Origin of the sequence: Dolichospermum sp. LEGE 00240 (assembly GCF_015207875.1) — a bacterium.
In the GTDB taxonomy this organism is placed as follows: Bacteria; Cyanobacteriota; Cyanobacteriia; order Cyanobacteriales; family Nostocaceae; genus Dolichospermum; species Dolichospermum gracile.
The window spans coordinates 1-17,701 of the sequence record NZ_JADEVZ010000046.1 but is presented as its reverse complement, the minus strand read 5'-3'; the positions used below and the strand labels follow the sequence as shown (position 1 = coordinate 17,701).

The 17,701-nt window shown below is 39.0% G+C and carries 14 protein-coding genes, 1 other RNA gene and 1 CRISPR repeat array; of the genes, 7 read left to right on the top strand and 8 right to left on the bottom strand.

The window, feature by feature from the left end:
- Positions 1–714 precede the first annotated feature (714 nt).
- A CRISPR array of direct repeats spans positions 715–4,983; the repeat unit is 37 nt; unit sequence ATTGCAATTTCACTTACTCCCTATTAGGGATTGAAAC.
- A 231-nt stretch (positions 4,984–5,214) separates the two neighbouring features.
- On the bottom strand, positions 5,215–5,787 hold the full coding sequence (locus tag IQ226_RS15505) for a pentapeptide repeat-containing protein (RefSeq protein ID WP_193896763.1): 573 nt from the start codon (positions 5,785–5,787) through the stop codon (positions 5,215–5,217).
- Positions 5,788–6,029: 242 nt separating this feature from the next.
- Positions 6,030–6,887 (bottom strand): peptidoglycan recognition family protein, encoded by an 858-nt coding sequence (locus IQ226_RS15500; RefSeq protein WP_193896760.1) that lies wholly within the window; start codon positions 6,885–6,887, stop codon positions 6,030–6,032.
- A gap of 457 nt (positions 6,888–7,344) precedes the next feature.
- On the opposite strand from IQ226_RS15500, the gene IQ226_RS15495 reads away from it, so the two are divergent.
- The 6 genes from IQ226_RS15495 to psb29 all read left to right on the top strand — a co-directional run bounded on the left by IQ226_RS15495 (position 7,345) and on the right by psb29 (position 11,632).
- On the top strand, positions 7,345–7,554 hold the full coding sequence (locus IQ226_RS15495) for a DUF2997 domain-containing protein (RefSeq protein WP_053539079.1): 210 nt from the start codon (positions 7,345–7,347) through the stop codon (positions 7,552–7,554).
- Positions 7,555–7,593: 39 nt separating this feature from the next.
- Complete coding sequence (locus IQ226_RS15490) at positions 7,594–7,980, top strand: DUF1257 domain-containing protein (protein WP_193896758.1); 387 nt, start codon at positions 7,594–7,596, stop codon at positions 7,978–7,980.
- Complete coding sequence (locus IQ226_RS15485) at positions 7,980–8,432, top strand: ferredoxin (protein WP_193896756.1); 453 nt, start codon at positions 7,980–7,982, stop codon at positions 8,430–8,432. Before IQ226_RS15490 ends, IQ226_RS15485 begins: the two co-directional genes overlap by 1 nt.
- An 886-nt stretch (positions 8,433–9,318) precedes the next feature.
- Positions 9,319–10,365: an oxygen-dependent coproporphyrinogen oxidase gene (gene hemF / locus IQ226_RS15480; protein WP_193896754.1), complete on the top strand. Its 1,047-nt coding sequence runs from the start codon at positions 9,319–9,321 to the stop codon at positions 10,363–10,365.
- Between the two features lie 114 nt (positions 10,366–10,479).
- On the top strand, positions 10,480–10,845 hold the full coding sequence (locus tag IQ226_RS15475) for an STAS domain-containing protein (RefSeq protein ID WP_193896752.1): 366 nt from the start codon (positions 10,480–10,482) through the stop codon (positions 10,843–10,845).
- 115 nt (positions 10,846–10,960) lie between these two features.
- Positions 10,961–11,632, top strand: coding sequence for a photosystem II biogenesis protein Psp29 (gene psb29 / locus IQ226_RS15470; RefSeq protein ID WP_193896750.1), 672 nt, complete (start codon positions 10,961–10,963; stop codon positions 11,630–11,632).
- Positions 11,633–11,755: 123 nt separating this feature from the next.
- Here psb29 and ssrA read toward each other — a convergent pair.
- Positions 11,756–12,147, bottom strand: a transfer-messenger RNA (tmRNA) gene (gene ssrA, locus IQ226_RS15465).
- Positions 12,148–12,392: 245 nt separating this feature from the next.
- On the opposite strand from ssrA, the gene IQ226_RS25605 reads away from it, so the two are divergent.
- On the top strand, positions 12,393–12,515 hold the full coding sequence (locus tag IQ226_RS25605; protein ID WP_255539971.1) for a hypothetical protein: 123 nt from the start codon (positions 12,393–12,395) through the stop codon (positions 12,513–12,515).
- Between the two features lie 5 nt (positions 12,516–12,520).
- On the opposite strand, the gene IQ226_RS15455 is transcribed toward IQ226_RS25605, so the two are convergent.
- From IQ226_RS15455 to IQ226_RS15435, 5 genes are all read right to left on the bottom strand, one after another.
- A complete protein-coding gene (locus IQ226_RS15455; RefSeq protein WP_193896748.1) occupies positions 12,521–13,396 on the bottom strand; it encodes a bile acid:sodium symporter family protein in 876 nt (291 codons plus the stop codon).
- A gap of 324 nt (positions 13,397–13,720) precedes the next feature.
- A complete protein-coding gene (locus IQ226_RS15450; protein ID WP_193896746.1) occupies positions 13,721–16,060 on the bottom strand; it encodes an arylsulfatase in 2,340 nt (779 codons plus the stop codon).
- Positions 16,061–16,193: 133 nt separating this feature from the next.
- Complete coding sequence (locus IQ226_RS15445; protein WP_193896744.1) at positions 16,194–17,183, bottom strand: formylglycine-generating enzyme family protein; 990 nt, start codon at positions 17,181–17,183, stop codon at positions 16,194–16,196.
- A 100-nt stretch (positions 17,184–17,283) separates the two neighbouring features.
- Positions 17,284–17,439 (bottom strand): hypothetical protein, encoded by a 156-nt coding sequence (locus IQ226_RS15440; RefSeq protein ID WP_193896742.1) that lies wholly within the window; start codon positions 17,437–17,439, stop codon positions 17,284–17,286.
- Positions 17,440–17,556: 117 nt separating this feature from the next.
- Positions 17,557–17,701 (bottom strand): transposase (locus tag IQ226_RS15435; protein WP_193896740.1); only part of this gene is annotated, 145 nt, incomplete at its 5' end.

The window sequence follows — 17,701 nt, the reverse complement described above, 5'->3', positions numbered from 1 at the left end:
GAATAGCTGGGCTTTTCAGCCCGCACCACAGGAAATTTTGCGATATTTTTTTAATGGGAAGTTTCTAAGCAACAAATTTAGCTTAAACAGTAGAAGCCTCTCACCTACCCGATAGGGAGGTGATGAGATGAATACAATACGCGCGAGTGAGGAATTGCCCAAGGAACAAAATTAAGCGCAGCTTAATCAGTGTTGTTGGGTGATGAGGAATGAACACTTTATTGATTTTTTTTCAAATATTTGATATACTTATTAACAGTAGGTGTAACTCAATTAAATGCACCAAAAGCAGCCTATCAAAATAAAAGCTAATTGTTCAGCTTAACCAAAGAACCGTGGGACACAGGGTCTTAAAGCTCAGTTAATGTCTCCATAGAAGGGTCGCGCTCGTTGCCCACACTCATCTGAAAGAGAGTGTGTGGAGTATGTCACGGTAAAAAGAATTGGTGGTGAACAGCCCCGTGATCAGACGATTTTCTTTGCTTAATGCGCGAGGGGGTGGGTGTAAAAAATTCAATTTCTCAAAAAATGCCTGAAATTATGTCTACACAAGCTTTTCATGCAATTCATGGAGTTCACCCATCCGCGCACCTTGCACAGCAGGAGTTTCAGCTATTTTACTCCTTGACACTTTTCTTGAAATGGATTATCATGAAACCATCCGCGCAACTGAACCTTGAAAACTACATATATATAGGCTTTCAGCACCCTGCTATTGCAATTTCACTTACTCCCTATTAGGGATTGAAACGTGCAGCTTGCTTTAACTTCCCTCCTGCTCTACCCAATTGCAATTTCACTTACTCCCTATTAGGGATTGAAACTTCCAACCATTAGCAAGTCGTTGTTTAATCAATGCAAATTGCAATTTCACTTACTCCCTATTAGGGATTGAAACGGTAAAACCCTATGTGTTCCCCTTCTATAGAAATTGCAATTTCACTTACTCCCTATTAGGGATTGAAACGTACTTGACCGAACTCATAATAATTTTCAGCAAGAATTGCAATTTCACTTACTCCCTATTAGGGATTGAAACCCCTGTTGAAGATTGTGATATTTCCGAAATAAGAATTGCAATTTCACTTACTCCCTATTAGGGATTGAAACGCGCAGTAATTAACCTAAACTATCCCAACTATATTGCAATTTCACTTACTCCCTATTAGGGATTGAAACAATTCTGCATTTTCTTTCTCTTCCCCCGCTTGAATTGCAATTTCACTTACTCCCTATTAGGGATTGAAACAATCTTGGGAGTCTTAGGCAATTTTACAGCCGCAACTAAAATTGCAATTTCACTTACTCCCTATTAGGGATTGAAACCGCTATTATAAAGAGAGTTAAGGAAGTTAAAAAATTGCAATTTCACTTACTCCCTATTAGGGATTGAAACAATATTAGGAGCGTCAAGCAAAATCCTTATTATAAATTGCAATTTCACTTACTCCCTATTAGGGATTGAAACTCAATACACATTGAGGAGTTGCAATCAAAGCTAGATTGCAATTTCACTTACTCCCTATTAGGGATTGAAACAGACTCTCCCAGTGGCATTTCTTGAAACTCAATTGATTGCAATTTCACTTACTCCCTATTAGGGATTGAAACACTAGACAAGATGGACTTGTCCAAGGATTCACCAACTATATTGCAATTTCACTTACTCCCTATTAGGGATTGAAACGACCGCTGTAAAATTGAACGCCAAGAAAGATGTACATTGCAATTTCACTTACTCCCTATTAGGGATTGAAACTTGTAAAAACCACAGACACCAAAACCCAGAACAACGGGATTGCAATTTCACTTACTCCCTATTAGGGATTGAAACTTTAACTCAACTACAGCACTGACAACTAAGGTAGAATTGCAATTTCACTTACTCCCTATTAGGGATTGAAACAAAACTGAAATCCTTGACTTATTAAAAGAGGTTTGATTGCAATTTCACTTACTCCCTATTAGGGATTGAAACATTTTGCTCCACCTCCACGATTGAAGGTGTCAGAATATTGCAATTTCACTTACTCCCTATTAGGGATTGAAACGAAATTATTAAATAATTATCTTTAGCTTCTATTAAATTGCAATTTCACTTACTCCCTATTAGGGATTGAAACTTTAATTACCGATTGGTGAGATTTTAAATACTCATTGCAATTTCACTTACTCCCTATTAGGGATTGAAACTTTTAAGTCTACATATCTAAATTTTTGACCAACTTTCAAATTGCAATTTCACTTACTCCCTATTAGGGATTGAAACTAAAAATAAGCTCTTAAATTAACTTAGCGATCGCATTGCAATTTCACTTACTCCCTATTAGGGATTGAAACGTAGTTTATCTATGTGGGAAGAAATTTCTAGAGATTCATTGCAATTTCACTTACTCCCTATTAGGGATTGAAACTTCTGTGAGTCTTATCTTAATTTTTCCGTCTTGAATTGCAAATTGCAATTTCACTTACTCCCTATTAGGGATTGAAACAAGTTCATTTTGAAGATTAGTCTCTTCAATTAATATTGCAATTTCACTTACTCCCTATTAGGGATTGAAACAATTCTCTGATGATAACTAAATCAACACCTAATTTAGCGGCTAATTGCAATTTCACTTACTCCCTATTAGGGATTGAAACCATTAGAATTAGTTACATATAATGTACCTGAAGATAGAAATTGCAATTTCACTTACTCCCTATTAGGGATTGAAACTCCTTCTGGTTGAGCTTCATAACTTGTGAATACAACAGATTGCAATTTCACTTACTCCCTATTAGGGATTGAAACTAGTCCAAGTATGTAATAGCTAATGCCGGAGTCTAATATTGCAATTTCACTTACTCCCTATTAGGGATTGAAACGATCAACAATCAGCTATTTTGGAACAATCAAATAGACATTGCAATTTCACTTACTCCCTATTAGGGATTGAAACGACAAAATGATGACAAAATATCAAAACTTCAAAAAATTGCAATTTCACTTACTCCCTATTAGGGATTGAAACTTTAATTCAATATTGCGATAATCATCAGGAATTGCAATTGCAATTTCACTTACTCCCTATTAGGGATTGAAACGCTACTCAGGTGGCTAACACAATCCAAGCCGCATCTAATTGCAATTTCACTTACTCCCTATTAGGGATTGAAACTTATAAAAAGAAATTTAATCCCCAAAAAATTGAAATTGCAATTTCACTTACTCCCTATTAGGGATTGAAACGATTCATAAAGTGCGATAGCTAATTCTTGATTGAATGAATTGCAATTTCACTTACTCCCTATTAGGGATTGAAACATTTCTTCAGGATTTACGGCACAGGACAAGCTGATTGCAATTTCACTTACTCCCTATTAGGGATTGAAACCTACTGCTTTTCTGTGTGGGTTTGGTAATGAATTAAAATTGCAATTTCACTTACTCCCTATTAGGGATTGAAACAACTGAATCTTTCTTTAACAGTGTACCTATATCAATTGCAATTTCACTTACTCCCTATTAGGGATTGAAACACATTCTCTATAGTCAACCATACCTGCTGACTCACCGAAATTGCAATTTCACTTACTCCCTATTAGGGATTGAAACTACTAAATCAGCCCCGCTTTTGCTTTTACTGCTTTATTGCAATTTCACTTACTCCCTATTAGGGATTGAAACGATTGAGGCTGACCAATTAGCCGAATACCATCACGGATTGCAATTTCACTTACTCCCTATTAGGGATTGAAACAAATCTACCGGCATTTCCAATCGCTCAATCGCTACACCATTGCAATTTCACTTACTCCCTATTAGGGATTGAAACTTTTCCTACCTCAATCCCACACTCGGACTCTAAAATTGCAATTTCACTTACTCCCTATTAGGGATTGAAACCACTCAACTACTTCGGCAAGGGGATCTTGCAGCCGATTGCAATTTCACTTACTCCCTATTAGGGATTGAAACATTCTCAAGATGTGGCGATCGCACAAACATGGAACATTGCAATTTCACTTACTCCCTATTAGGGATTGAAACAATTATGAAGGGGATAAGCAGCATAAAGCAGAAATCATTGCAATTTCACTTACTCCCTATTAGGGATTGAAACATTTTTATAAGCACTGATACAACCATCTGCAATGCTGCCAAATTGCAATTTCACTTACTCCCTATTAGGGATTGAAACAGAAGCAATAAATGAGCTAGGTTGAAAAGTTGGTATTGCAATTTCACTTACTCCCTATTAGGGATTGAAACTTATCAATTAGACAAGGCGACAGATAACCTGAAATTGCAATTTCACTTACTCCCTATTAGGGATTGAAACAATTGAGCAATCTGCTTACTGGTTATTGCAAACAACATTGCAATTTCACTTACTCCCTATTAGGGATTGAAACTTATCTCCTACTGGTGCGGTTATTGGTACTTCTACTGATTGCAATTTCACTTACTCCCTATTAGGGATTGAAACATTTTATCCCCTCACAAATTTAATCATTTTAAAATTGCAATTTCACTTACTCCCTATTAGGGATTGAAACTTCGCTGAGAATCTTAATAAATTCCTTGGATTTAGGGAAAATTGCAATTTCACTTACTCCCTATTAGGGATTGAAACTTGCGGATCAGCACTGTTATTCCTGTTGCTATTTAATTGCAATTTCACTTACTCCCTATTAGGGATTGAAACTTTACAACATTTACTCATGTTTACGGCACTCCGAGATTGCAATTTCACTTACTCCCTATTAGGGATTGAAACTTAAGTTTTTTAACGCGGTTCTGTAAGTGTACAAAATTGCAATTTCACTTACTCCCTATTAGGGATTGAAACCATCTGTAGCTGTGGCGATCGCAAATTAATAAGGAGAAATTGCAATTTCACTTACTCCCTATTAGGGATTGAAACACCACTCCCAAACTCTACCCAATGGTAAATATCTTTATTGCAATTTCACTTACTCCCTGTTTCCGCACATCTAATCCCCGCAAGGGGACTGAAACCTTACTTGAATACGATGGTGACACTGATGAATTAAGTGTGTTGTGGCGATTCCTACGGAGCGCTTCGGAGGAATCGCTCTTAGATTTCCCCCAAGAAAATCACCAAATGCGATCGCGAAGCGCTGCTGCAAGCAGTTCGCCCCTAGCAAATTATCAACGGAAAACATTGCGAAGCCCCCGTAGCGATCGCATATTCCAAGATAACTTTATCAAGATTCTTCCCACTCCTTTGTCGAAGGGTTAAATTTTAGCTTTAAACAATTTATTTTTGAATATGTAGATAAGCCCAATTGTTTAGAAAGCTGCTGATCATAGATTGCTGATTGCCAAGATTTTGCAAGTTTTACTTGTTCAGAGGTTAAGCCTTTAGCGCATTCTAAGCTTGCACCTTTTAAATTAGCATTTTGGAAGTTAGCATTTTGCAGATCTGCTTTTTGTAACTTAGCATTTTGAAGATTAGTTTCTACAAAACTAACTTCTCTTGAATCTGCACCTCTTAAATCTGCACCTTCTAAATTAGCTTTTTGAAAATTAGCTTTATATAAATCAGTGCATTGTCCCTGCTCAATACATATAAATTTCGCTTGATATAACTTAGCCTGTTCAAAAATTGCTCCATAGAGCGTAGAACCAGAAAAATTAGCAGCCTGAAGATTAGCTTTTTTTAAATTTATTTGTGATAAGTAGGCTCTCTGGACCTCTGTACAGGACAAAGAAACTCCATCCGTGTTTAAATCTTCAATAGCAGTTATTCTTCCTCCATTTCCTGATTTATTTTGCATATTAATAATAACTTATCACCGACAACTTTTTCAAAGTCCTAATTAGGGTTTGCTGAATAAGTTGTCTGTGAGGGGAGGGGACAGGTGACAGTTTCAACTATCTGGATATCCTCAATTTTCCAAATCCGACAAGGAAAAATGCACCTATTTTGAGACACCATCAGCCAAAACCTTGCGCCTTTTTGTGATAAAAATCCGCGAAACTCTTATTAATAAATGGTTTTAGCTTTATTTAGCAATCCCTAATTAAAAGTTTGTAACTGTCGAAAAGAATGCAATTTGTTGATAAATTTATCACGATCAAAACTTAAGGGGTCAACTTTCCCATGACCCACATCTACCGCACGATGAGTGGTAATTCTCTCGTCAGGAACTTGACTTTGGGCAATTAACCAAGCTAAAGAATTATATTGAGCTTCTGTATATCCTGAATGTCCTTGAATATTATTTTTACCCCAAGCATCTGGAGGAGTTTCTAGAGATACATGATAAGCAAAATTATTGACAGATGGGGGTAAATTAGGATTAGTTTGCACAGTTTCCACACCATTAGCTCCTTTAAACACCGAATTACCAGCACCAAAAGCACGTTTTTCTGGGGGTACTAAATAAATCACCTGTCCATCCAAGGCAATTATGGCATGATAACTGGCTTGAACACTTTCATCATCATGGGGTGTTTGAAAAAAATTAATGGCGCTAGAAGTAGAATTAGTAGTTTCATGAAGGACAATAATGGCTTGATTATTAAAAGGTACACCATTAACATCTGCGGTATAGCGATCGCCATAATTGCTAGGATCAACCTTAACCTGGACAAACTTAGGTCTATAATTAGCAAAATCCCTAGTAGTTATATATAAAGGATTAGTTTTATTAATCTTTGTGGGAGATGATCTTAATTTTTGCTGATTTCCTGGCTTAGTTACTGCTGATTGTAATTGCGCTGGTGAATACTGATTCCACGTTGTCACCTCTGAAGTAGATGCAATTGTTGGATTGTTTTTTTGTCTTGCACCCCCAATAAATACAGCTAGAATCAGGGTAGCTAACATTAAAAAAATCAGAATGACTCTAGTTGCCCAATCTCTAAATTTCATAGTTTTTATGGAAAATCGCTAGTATAGTATAATAGTTGTCAATACTCATGATGCCAAACTGATAACAATTATACCTGCTAACAAGTACAAAACCCCTGTATTAGTTTAATCAATGATAATAATAAGATTTTTCAATAAGACTGAGATTTTTTCTGATGCCTGTTTTTGGCTAGAGATATTGTCCACAAGGTTAATTTAATCAGGTTCTTGATGATTTCTGATCTTTGGCAGTCCTCATATTGACTAATTGATCAGGTCAAGAGAAACTTATAATTAATGAAGGTGAATACTAGTCAAAATAATAAATTTTGTAAAAACTATGAAATATATGCCCTTAAGTATGGGAAATTATGGGAGAAGTGGCAGATTCGTATCTAAATTCCTATCCCTAAATTTTGAGCTAGTCTGAAATCAGGCAGCCAAGTTCAAATCTACTATCTAGGTTGGCTTTCAAAGCATGGAAACATTAGAATTCATCATTTATCCAGATGGTCGAGTACAAGAAAAAGTCACCGGTATTATCGGTGCATCTTGTGCTGAGGTGACAGCAGCCATAGAAGCCCAGCTAGGACGAGTGTTGAGTAATGAACCAACCTCAGAGTTTTTTGCCACTAACCCGCAACAAAATAGTGTGGCGAATACACAAACCGCCCACAGCGAATGGTAAGTTTTCCAACTAGTTAATGTTCATTGATTACAAACCACTATGTCACACTTTAGCCAAATTAAAACACAAATCCGTAATCTGGAATCCTTGAAAGATGCCCTTTCCGATTTGGGAATAGACTGGAAACCTGGACCTTGTGAGGTACGTGGTTATCGTGGTCAAACTCATGCAGCCGAAGTAACAATTGAACAGCAAAACGGCTACGACATCGGTTTTAGATGGAATGGTCAAGAATACGAATTAGTTGCAGATTTACAATATTGGCAACAAAATCTATCTGTGGATGGGTTTGTCCGTCAAGTAACTCAACGTTATGCTTATCAAACAGTAGTCAAAGAAACCACTAAAGTTGGCTTCCAAGTGGCAGAACAACAGCAACAGGAAGATGGTTCTATTCGCCTAATAGTACAACGCTGGAGTGCGTAATGTCTAAGCCGCCGTCGCCACAAGCAGAGGAATATAATCGTTCCGGTTTAGAACCAGAATTAGGGAGCTTTTTCCGAGATGTCCCCGAACGTTCTGGCCTAGAACCGGAATTAGGTGGACTGGTGCGGCAAAAAGGCGTTTATGTGGATGAAATTACCTGTATCGGCTGTAAGCATTGCGCCCATGTTGCCCGAAATACTTTTTTCATTGAAGAAGATTATGGGCGATCGCGCGTCCTCCGTCAAGATGGAGACATACAAGAGGTAGTTCAAGAAGCCATAGATACCTGTCCTGTTGATTGTATCCACTGGGTTGATTACACAGAACTTAAAAATTTAGAAGAAGACAGAAAATATCAGGTCATTCCCGTGGCTGGTTATCCAGTAGAACATGGTGTAGCCACTACAGAAAAACGCCGGAAAAAACAAAAGTTAAAAAAATCCAATTCTTAAATAACTAGGATTTACGCATTGACAAGATTCCCCAAATATGTGAGGTAAATTTTATCCCTTGTAGGGTGCGTCAGACACGATATTTTGACAAAAAAACAGATTCCCTCTATCTGACGCACCCTACTCAATAAGTTATTCCCAAAGCCGAAAACGACGCAATTTCGTTCATTCACATCATGGTAAATTAGTGAGCGTGCGTAAGTCCTAATAACTTGACAATTTGTATTGATTATGGACTTGAGCATTGGTTTTACCAGTGCTTTTTATTTTATATGATTTGTGCGTGTTATGAGGTACAGTTTCTCATCCCCAAGCCTGTAGGGGTTTCCCCGCCCTCCGTTGTATTACTGTGCGAGGGAGTTATTTAATTTAGTTAAGCCTGTTAAATCCCAACTAATTCTATCCTAGTCAAATTAAAAGAGGTTTTTGATGTGGAAATGCGAGCAAGTAAAGACCGTTAAGTTTTTATTCAAGGAGCTTGTGGAGAAGAGAAAATTTGTAGACTGAATAATAAACCTGAGTTCGGTGTTAGGAGTTTCTCCTTCGGAGACGCTACGCGAACAGAGTTATGATTTTTTCAACGAGATCATAAGGGTTTGAGACTCATATTTGGGGCAGTTTTCTAAAAATTATCTTAGGTCGAACTCAAGTAATAATAAGATTATTTCTCTAACTGTGAAAAGGGGTGTTCAGATGTGATATGTGTGAATTGGAGTAAATTCCGTGCCAATGGAGATTTGAAGGCGTTTTGAACGGTTGTGTTTTGACGTATAATAAAAAACCGTTTTGGCAAATTAAGCCGGATTTGTGACTCTGGCTGCTGACAAGTTTTGACAACAAAAATTTGTACTTGTTTTAGAAATTGTAATTTTAGGTTCGGGAATCTATGTTAACCAACTCGCAAACCCCCACTATCACAAAAGAATCATCTGATGTTCTCCCTGGAATTAATGCTCAGGCTAGAGTTAGTCAGTTTATGCAGAATTTGCAGGATGAAATTACCCAAGGTTTAGAGAAATTAGATGGTCTGGGGAAGTTTCAAGAAGATAGTTGGCAGCGTCCAGAAGGGGGTGGGGGGCGATCGCGTGTACTGCGTGACGGAGCAATTTTTGAACAAGCAGGTGTAAATTTCTCTGAAGTTTGGGGTTCTCATTTACCTCCTTCGATTTTAGCCCAACGTCCAGAAGCAACAGGACATGGCTTTTATGCAACGGGGACTTCTTTGGTGTTGCACCCACGCAATCCTTATGTACCTACAGTCCACTTAAATTATCGCTACTTTGAAGCAGGCCCAGTTTGGTGGTTTGGCGGTGGTGCGGACTTAACACCTTATTACCCCTTTGCTGAAGATGCACAACATTTTCATAACACTTTTAAACAAGCTTGTGATCAACACCATCCTGAATATTATCCTGTGTTCAAGCGCTGGTGTGATGAATATTTTTATCTGAAACATCGAGATGAAACACGGGGCGTTGGTGGATTATTTTTAGATTACCAAGACGGTCAAGGTGCTATCTATCGCGGTCCAGATCCCAATGGGGAAGCAGCGATTTATAGCAATCAGGTAGGTGAACTACCGTCACGGAGTTGGGAAGACATATTTGCTTTAGTTCAAGATTGCGCCGGGGCATTTTTACCAGCTTATGTGCCAATTGCGGAACGTCGGCAGGGGATGGAATATGGCGATCGCCAACGCAATTTCCAATTATACCGTCGTGGTAGATATGTAGAATTTAACTTGGTTTATGACCGGGGAACAATTTTCGGACTCCAAACCAACGGCCGCACAGAATCAATTCTCATGTCTCTACCACCTTTAGTCCGTTGGGAATATGGCTACAAACCAGAACCAAATTCCCCCGAAGCCGAGTTGTATGAGACTTTCCTTAAACCTCAAGATTGGACTAACTGGAAACCAATTCAAGAATAGGCAAGATCTAAGGGGCAAGAGGCACTCCTTCTCTCCCCCTCTTGCTTATTTTTTTTATAACCCCTACTGATGATTGTTTCGATTAGCAAATATTAGCAAAAAGATGTTAATTCAATGATTCATATAGAGCAAAACATCTACACAACTCAAGACGGCAGCACAATAATAATGTTAACTCCGGCAGGTCGCTTAGATATTACCACTGCTTGGCAATTTCGGCTGAAACTACAGGAATGTATTTCTAAGCTTAGTCGTCATATTGTTATTGATCTAGGCCAAGTAAATTTTATTGATAGTTCTGGACTGACTTCCTTAGTCGCTGGTATGCGTGATGCTGATAAGGTTAAGGGCAGTTTTCGTATTTGTAATATTCACCCAGAAGCCAAGCTTGTGTTTGAAGTCACAATGATGGATACAGTATTTGAAATCTTTGAAACTCAAGAAGAAGCCCTAGAGGGTGTACCTCGGACAATTGGGTGAGATACCATTGGATGAAAATCCAAAATCTAAAATCTAAAATCGAATGACTTTCACGAATTAGGCCTGATTAGTTCATACTAGAGAAGAGGAATACGTCTTTACTAAAATTTTCTTTGTGAATAACGTCCGTACAGTATCTGATACAAAAAGAACCTTTTATACTCTTCATACCAGGCCAATTAACACTATTTACCGCCGGGTAGTGGAAGAGTTGATGGTAGAAATGCACCTACTATCAGTCAATGTTGATTTTAGCTACAATGCCATTTATGCCTTGGGCGTTGTCACAACTTTTGACCGCTTCATGGACGGCTACGAACCAGAACAGGATAAAGAATCAATTTTCCGGGCAATTTGTCAAGCTGTGGAACAGGACCCCCAACGCTACCGACAAGATGCCTCTAGATTGGAAGCCTTAGCTGCCAGTTTACCAGTTAAGGACTTGATTGCTGGTTTGAGTCGGGAAAGTTCCCTAGATCAAGATGGGGATTTGCAACAGCAACTAGAAACGATTGCTACCAATTCCAACTTTAAATATAGTCGCCTATTTGGTGTTGGTTTATTTGCATTATTGGTACAGTCAGATCCTGAACTTGTCAAAGATGATAAACAAAAGGGTGAAGCACTCAAAGCGATCGCTAACGGGTTGCATATCTCTGAAGATAAACTCATCAAAGACTTAGAACTATACAGTTCCAACCTGGAAAAAATGGCGCAAGCACTCATAGTCATGGCAGATATTTTGACAGCAGATCGCAAAAAACGGGATGCTTTAAAGCGAGTCTAACTATCAACATCATCCCGTACCAATAAATTGGGAACAGGATATCCATGTCAAGAAATCCCCCAATGGCAAAAAGCCCGCCTAACATCAAAGTGTTCAGCGGGCTAAATAATTATTGAAAATTGAAAATGGAGCTTATGGGAGTCGAACCCATGTCCAAATTGGGTATTAACCCTCCACTCGTTCACAGGTTTAGCCTTTCTGACCCTCAAGGCGGGAATCGTTCATTATCCCGAACGTAGGATGCTCTGATTTAATCTTAGCCTTCAAGCCAACCAGAGAACGCTTGTTGGAGCATCCGTTGGGGGTTAGGTCTTTAATCCTTAACGGAGTCAAATTAAAGACGCTCGAACCTAAAAGAGGTTTCTTAGGCAGCTACTAGAGCTTCCCGACGAGCAAATTTTACGATATTGTTCGCATTTACTTTTTTTTCGAGTCTTTGATTTCCGAGAGATGACTCGCTCTCGACCTGAATCACAGAGTAGCTTTCGCCAACCTGTCGAAACCGTTAAAGCCCCATGTACTTCACACCCCCATTATAGTACGAAATTTTGCAATTTGACAAACAAAAGGTATAGTCATTTAATTTTTGGATTAAATTAAAAGTAGGGATAGATATTTTACAGGTATAGCGGACATGACTCAAAAAATCCTGATGCAACCGCAAGAAGTTATCCATTTATCGGGGATTAGTTGGCATAAGTAGGTTAGCATTGAAAATCGTCGTCTCCCCTTAACTTATTATCGGGGTAATTTAGAAATTGTGGCTACTTCACCTGGACACGAACGTTATCAAGAAATTACTGGTCGCTTTGTCGAAACTTTAGCCGAGGAAGCGATCGCTGAATTTAAAGCAGGATATGACCAACTGATCGGTAAGCTGTGATTTAATCACAAAACCTCTGCCTTTTCTAAATCTGCACCCTGTCCTTGATCTAATTCTGGTAAATTTTTCCCCAAAATCAGAACTGAAACCATCATTAATAAACTCGTCACCATAATCACACTGATCACATTAGGATTATCAAAATTGCTCGTACCTATTAACAATGCTGCGGCAAAATTACGTTGTGCAGTTCCTACTCCTAACACTCTTTGAGTATCAATACCAGGACCACCCAATAAATAACCCACAGTAAAAGAGAAGATAATAAAAATAGCACAAACAAAGATGACACCAGTTTTCAATAAAATAATAATTTCATTGAAGTGTACTATCAATCTCACTCCCAAACCTAAAAGCAATCCAAAATTAGATATTTTGAAAGTAATTGTTTGGAGATCGACAGCTATATTTTCATAATTTGCCTTAATTAATAACCCAATTCCCAACGGTGTTAACATCATCAATATTAAAGGTTTAGCAATATCCCAAGAATTGACTTGTACACCTTGCAAAATCAATGGTAATACAGTTGGCATATAAAAAACAGTGCCAAACATTAACATCATCATCAACCCTGTAGAAAAAGCTAAATTCCCCTTCACTATTTGGGCAAGTTTAGGTAAAGCTGGAGGTCCTGATGCCAATGCCATAATGATCAAACCATCTTTCACAGGTTCATTAACAGGTATTACTTGCAGTAGCAAATATACAAAAAGTGGCACTAAAATAAAATTCGCTAATAGCGATAAAACAACCAACCGGATATTACGAAGAGGCTGCCAAATTTGTTGTGCAGTTAACTTTAAGCCTGTACCAAACATAGTCGCAACAACAAAAGCCAAAAATGCAATTTTGTCAAGGATGGGGATAATTTCATTCATAAATTTCTTATTTCGCGCCAACAGGCAAAGAAGAAAGGAATATTCAATATAGTTCTGTTAAGCCTCAAAATCTTTTTTAAAACTAACCACAGAGGCACAGAGAAGCCAGTGCGTTGGGCGGGTTCCCCGACTTGTAGTAACTGGCGCGACACACCAGAGAAGAAAATAATTAGACATCTCCAGAAATTAAATATGCGTATCCTAGAACCCTTGTAGAGGCGTTCCATGGAACGTCTCTACATTCTTTTTTGGAGATGTCTATTGAGTATGAATTTGCAAATATCCTCTCAATCTTGCTCTCTGCGCCTCTGGGTGAGAAAACGATTACTTCAAATTCAAAGTAACTTTCTGTAAATTACCTGTGAATGCAAACGGTACTTGATAGGTTTCCACAATAGGAGTACCTGTATCTCTACCAACATCAAAAGTTTCATTTAAAGCCAAACGGTAGGGTAAAGTTTTTTCAATCTGACCCTCAGCTACCTGTTGATCATTAATAAATAACTTCCCATTTCCACCAGCACCAACTTCACCACCGTCATAATCAAAATTAAATCTGATTTTTGATTTACCTGGGGGTAATTTTTCAGGAGATTGAATAATGTAGCGTTCCGAATTTACAAAGTTGTAAACGTAAGTTGGTTTACTATCTTCGAGGAAAAATCCCCAACCAGCAAACCGTCCCCCTTGAGTTAAGAGAACACCCTCCGCACCACTTTCGGGAATTTCCACATCAGCCGTAATGCTAAAAGATTTATTTTTTAAACTTGGGGCGCTACCTTCGGGAATACTGACTCCACTAGAATAGTAAGTAAAAGTTGTGCGTCCTGCGGCCGGGGAAGGACGACTTTGAACATCAAAACGTTCAGAAAGGCGATCATCTAATGGTAAAACTTTGTGTTTACGCGCTTCTGATAAAAATAACTTTTGCAGTTTTTCCAGTTTTTCTGGATTTTCAGATGCTAAGTTATTCGCTTCGCTGAAATCTTCCTCAATGTTGTATAGTTCCCAATGATCTTTCTCAAAGTCAGCATTAATTGTACCTTGCCAAGGTAATCGAGGATGACGAGCCGCAGCTACCCATCCCTCATCATAAATAGCCCGGTTTCCGAACATCTCAAAATACTGAGTTTTACGCTCAGAAGCAGCTTCAGGATCATCAAATGTGTAAACTAGGCTAGTACCTTCAATCTTCTGTTGTTTCACTCCATTAACTTTTGTAGGTGCAGTAATTCCCGCAGCTTCAAAAATAGTTGGCGTAATATCAATGACATGATGGAATTGGCTGCGAAGTCCGCCTTGATCTTTGATGCGATCGCCCCATGCAATAATTAAGGGGTTACGAGTGCCACCAAAATGAGAAGCTATTTGCTTTGTCCATTGGAAGGGAGTAGTACCAGCCCAAGCCCAAGCTGCATGATAATGATTAAAGGTTTTGGGACTACCTAAGTCATTTAAAGAAGCTAACAGTTGTTCTCGACTTTCGGGTACTTTATTAAAAACTTTTAATTCATTGACGCTACCTGCTAAACCACCTTCTGCACTAGCACCGTTATCACCAACAATGTAGAAAACTAAGGTATTGTCTAATTCCCCAATTTGGTCAATGGCATTAATTAATCTTCCTACTTCATGGTCTGTATATGCTAAAAATCCCGCAAATACTTCCATTTCATGGGCATAGATTTTTTGATCATCTGGAGATAAGGAATCCCACGCTGGTAATTCTTTGGGACGGGGAGTAAGTTGGGCATTAGCAGGAATTACACCCAGTTGTTTCTGACGCGCAAAGGTTTCTTCTCGTAATTTATCCCAGCCTTGATTAAACTTGCCTTGATACTTGTCTATCCAGACTTTAGGAGCGTGATGAGGTGCATGAGTAGCACCGGTAGCCAAATAGGTAAAGAAGGGCTTATCGGGGGCTATAGACTGTTGAGAATGAATCCAGCTAATGGCATGATCTACTAAATCTGGAGTCAAATGGTAATCAGGGTTATTGGTTGGTGGTGCAACCCGCTTCGTATTTTCCACCAAAGCCGGACTCCATTGGTTAGTATCACCACCCAAAAATCCGTAAAAATACTTAAATCCTAACCCCGTCGGCCAGCGATCAAAGGGTCCAGCCGCACTGGTTTCATAATCTGGTGTATTGTGCCATTTACCGAAAGCCGCAGTATTGTAACCATTCTGCCGCAATACTTCCGCTACAGTAGCCGCACTCTTTGGTAAAATAGTTGTGTAACCAGGAAAGCCTGATGCTAACTCTGCAACTACACCTGTACCCACTGAATGATGATTGCGTCCAGTTAATAAAGCTGCTCTGGTAGGTGAACAAAGGGCTGTAGTGTGGAATTGGTTGTAACGTAATCCTTTTCCCGCCAAACGAGTCAAATTCGGAGTTTCTATAGCACCACCAAATGTACTCGCTTGGCCAAAACCTACATCATCCAATAATACTAATAATATATTGGGGGCTTTTTCAGGAGCTTTAATTGGTGCGGGAAAATCTGGTGTTGATTCTTTGTAAGTAATGCCGATTTTACCTTTAAAAGATGGTGGATTAATCGGTAATACTTTTCCTGTATCTGCTAGTGCGGGGCTTGTTACTATCAACCATGTGATGAGGAAAGATAGAGACAGCACCCGTGAAATTGAACGTGACATACAATAACCTTGTATAAAAAATCTACAACTTTGCGCCTTTGCTCCTTCGCGTCTTTGCGCGAAACTTAATCTTTTAACGAACCACAGAGGCACAGAGGACACGGAGATAAGAGGGTTTGAGAGATATTTTGCGTTAGTCTTGTAAGTTCTTTACCAAGCGAAATCCGATATGGGTTGTTCCGGTATCAGGAGATTCTGATTCTCGTGCGGCTGGACGGTAGCGGCTGCAATAGTTCGGCGCACATAAGTAAGAGCCTCCTTTGATGACATGAAGGGCAGTTTCTGTAGGTTTTTTAGGGTCAAAACTTTTATTTGGTCCAGTGGGGTTAACACTGTGGGTTTTGTTGTCATGTCCCAAGCTAAACCAGTCAGAAGTCCATTCCCAAACGTTGCCGGTCATGTCGTAAAGTCCATAACCATTGGCTGGAAAAGAGCCTACTTTTGCTGTTCCTACATAACCATCGGCTTTGGTATTAAAAAAGGGAAAGATTCCCTGCCAAGTGTTGGCTTTTTTAGCTGAATATTGATTTCCCCAGGTATAAGTTGCCCCATCCAATCCACCACGAGCGGCGTATTCCCACTGTGCTTCTGTTGGTAGTAATTTTTCTGCCCATTGGGCGTAGGCTAGGGCATCTTCATAAGCAATATGCACAACTGGATAGTTTTCTTTCTCTGTAATGCTGCTATCAGTCCCAAAAGGATGCTGCCAATTAGCACCGGGTGTCCAATGCCACCAACTGAGAAGCTGAACTTGTTTAACTCCTGGTTTTGGCATTTGAAATACCAGAGAACCGGGTAATCTTTCTTCATCTGATAAGTCGGGAAACTGTTCTTTTGATAACGGGCGCTCGGCAACTGTTACATACTTTGTGGCTTTGACAAATTCAGTAAATTGGGCGTTTGTTACCTCATATTTATCAATGCAGAAGGAGCTAACTGTGACGTTTTCTCCTGTTCTCTCTTCCTCAAAACCAGAATCATCTGCTCCCATTTTGAATGTACCTCCAGAAATCATTACCATTCCTGGAGGACAGGGATTAAGGGTAACTGCTAATGCTGGCGAATTGGTAAATAGTGATATGAGTGCAACTACCTGAATCAGCAGTAATATTAAGAACCGCATTTTATGCTGTTGGAACTTTTGAACCAAGAATTTTGTCCAATCTCCCTACATAAAGTTCTGTAGGATTAGCTACTACTTGGATGGATAATCCCAGAGATAACTAAGCTCCTGAGCGATCGCTTGTGGAATCACTGGGAGTTTCTTCTTTACTACTTCTACAACTGACCAAGTTATCTTGATCGAGATTATTAGCAGCAAATACATACACTGGACTAAAGATGAAAATTGCAGTAGTGATTAGCAAAATTACTTGCATATCTCATGGATTTATTTTTCTAAAATTTGTGAAAAAGAGGCAGACATGAACATAGATTATGAGTTCATGCCAAAAGACCTTTAAGAGGATGTTTGAAAAGTTTTGAGGAGTCAAAATTTATGCCAATCGCCTGAGCATGATACGGATCATAGCTAGATAGATAAAAGTCTCTGATGTTTCAGGTAGTAACTCGTAGTCTCTGACTAATCGACGACAACCCATCAGCCAGCCAAAAGTACGTTCCACAACCCATCGCTTTTTG

Excerpts from the sequence above, each read along its gene's own strand:
- IQ226_RS15505 (WP_193896763.1), bottom strand. The coding sequence starts at position 5,787 with ATGCAAAATAAATCAGGAAATGGAGGAAGAATAACTGCTATTGAAGAT.
- IQ226_RS15500 (WP_193896760.1), bottom strand. The coding sequence starts at position 6,887 with ATGAAATTTAGAGATTGGGCAACTAGAGTCATTCTGATTTTTTTAATG.
- IQ226_RS15495 (WP_053539079.1), top strand. The coding sequence starts at position 7,345 with ATGGAAACATTAGAATTCATCATTTATCCAGATGGTCGAGTACAAGAA.
- IQ226_RS15490 (WP_193896758.1), top strand. The coding sequence starts at position 7,594 with ATGTCACACTTTAGCCAAATTAAAACACAAATCCGTAATCTGGAATCC.
- IQ226_RS15485 (WP_193896756.1), top strand. The coding sequence starts at position 7,980 with ATGTCTAAGCCGCCGTCGCCACAAGCAGAGGAATATAATCGTTCCGGT.
- hemF (WP_193896754.1), top strand. The coding sequence starts at position 9,319 with ATGTTAACCAACTCGCAAACCCCCACTATCACAAAAGAATCATCTGAT.
- IQ226_RS15475 (WP_193896752.1), top strand. The coding sequence starts at position 10,480 with ATGATTCATATAGAGCAAAACATCTACACAACTCAAGACGGCAGCACA.
- IQ226_RS15455 (WP_193896748.1), bottom strand. The coding sequence starts at position 13,396 with ATGAATGAAATTATCCCCATCCTTGACAAAATTGCATTTTTGGCTTTT.
- IQ226_RS15450 (WP_193896746.1), bottom strand. The coding sequence starts at position 16,060 with ATGTCACGTTCAATTTCACGGGTGCTGTCTCTATCTTTCCTCATCACA.
- IQ226_RS15445 (WP_193896744.1), bottom strand. The coding sequence starts at position 17,183 with ATGCGGTTCTTAATATTACTGCTGATTCAGGTAGTTGCACTCATATCA.
- IQ226_RS15440 (WP_193896742.1), bottom strand. The coding sequence starts at position 17,439 with ATGCAAGTAATTTTGCTAATCACTACTGCAATTTTCATCTTTAGTCCA.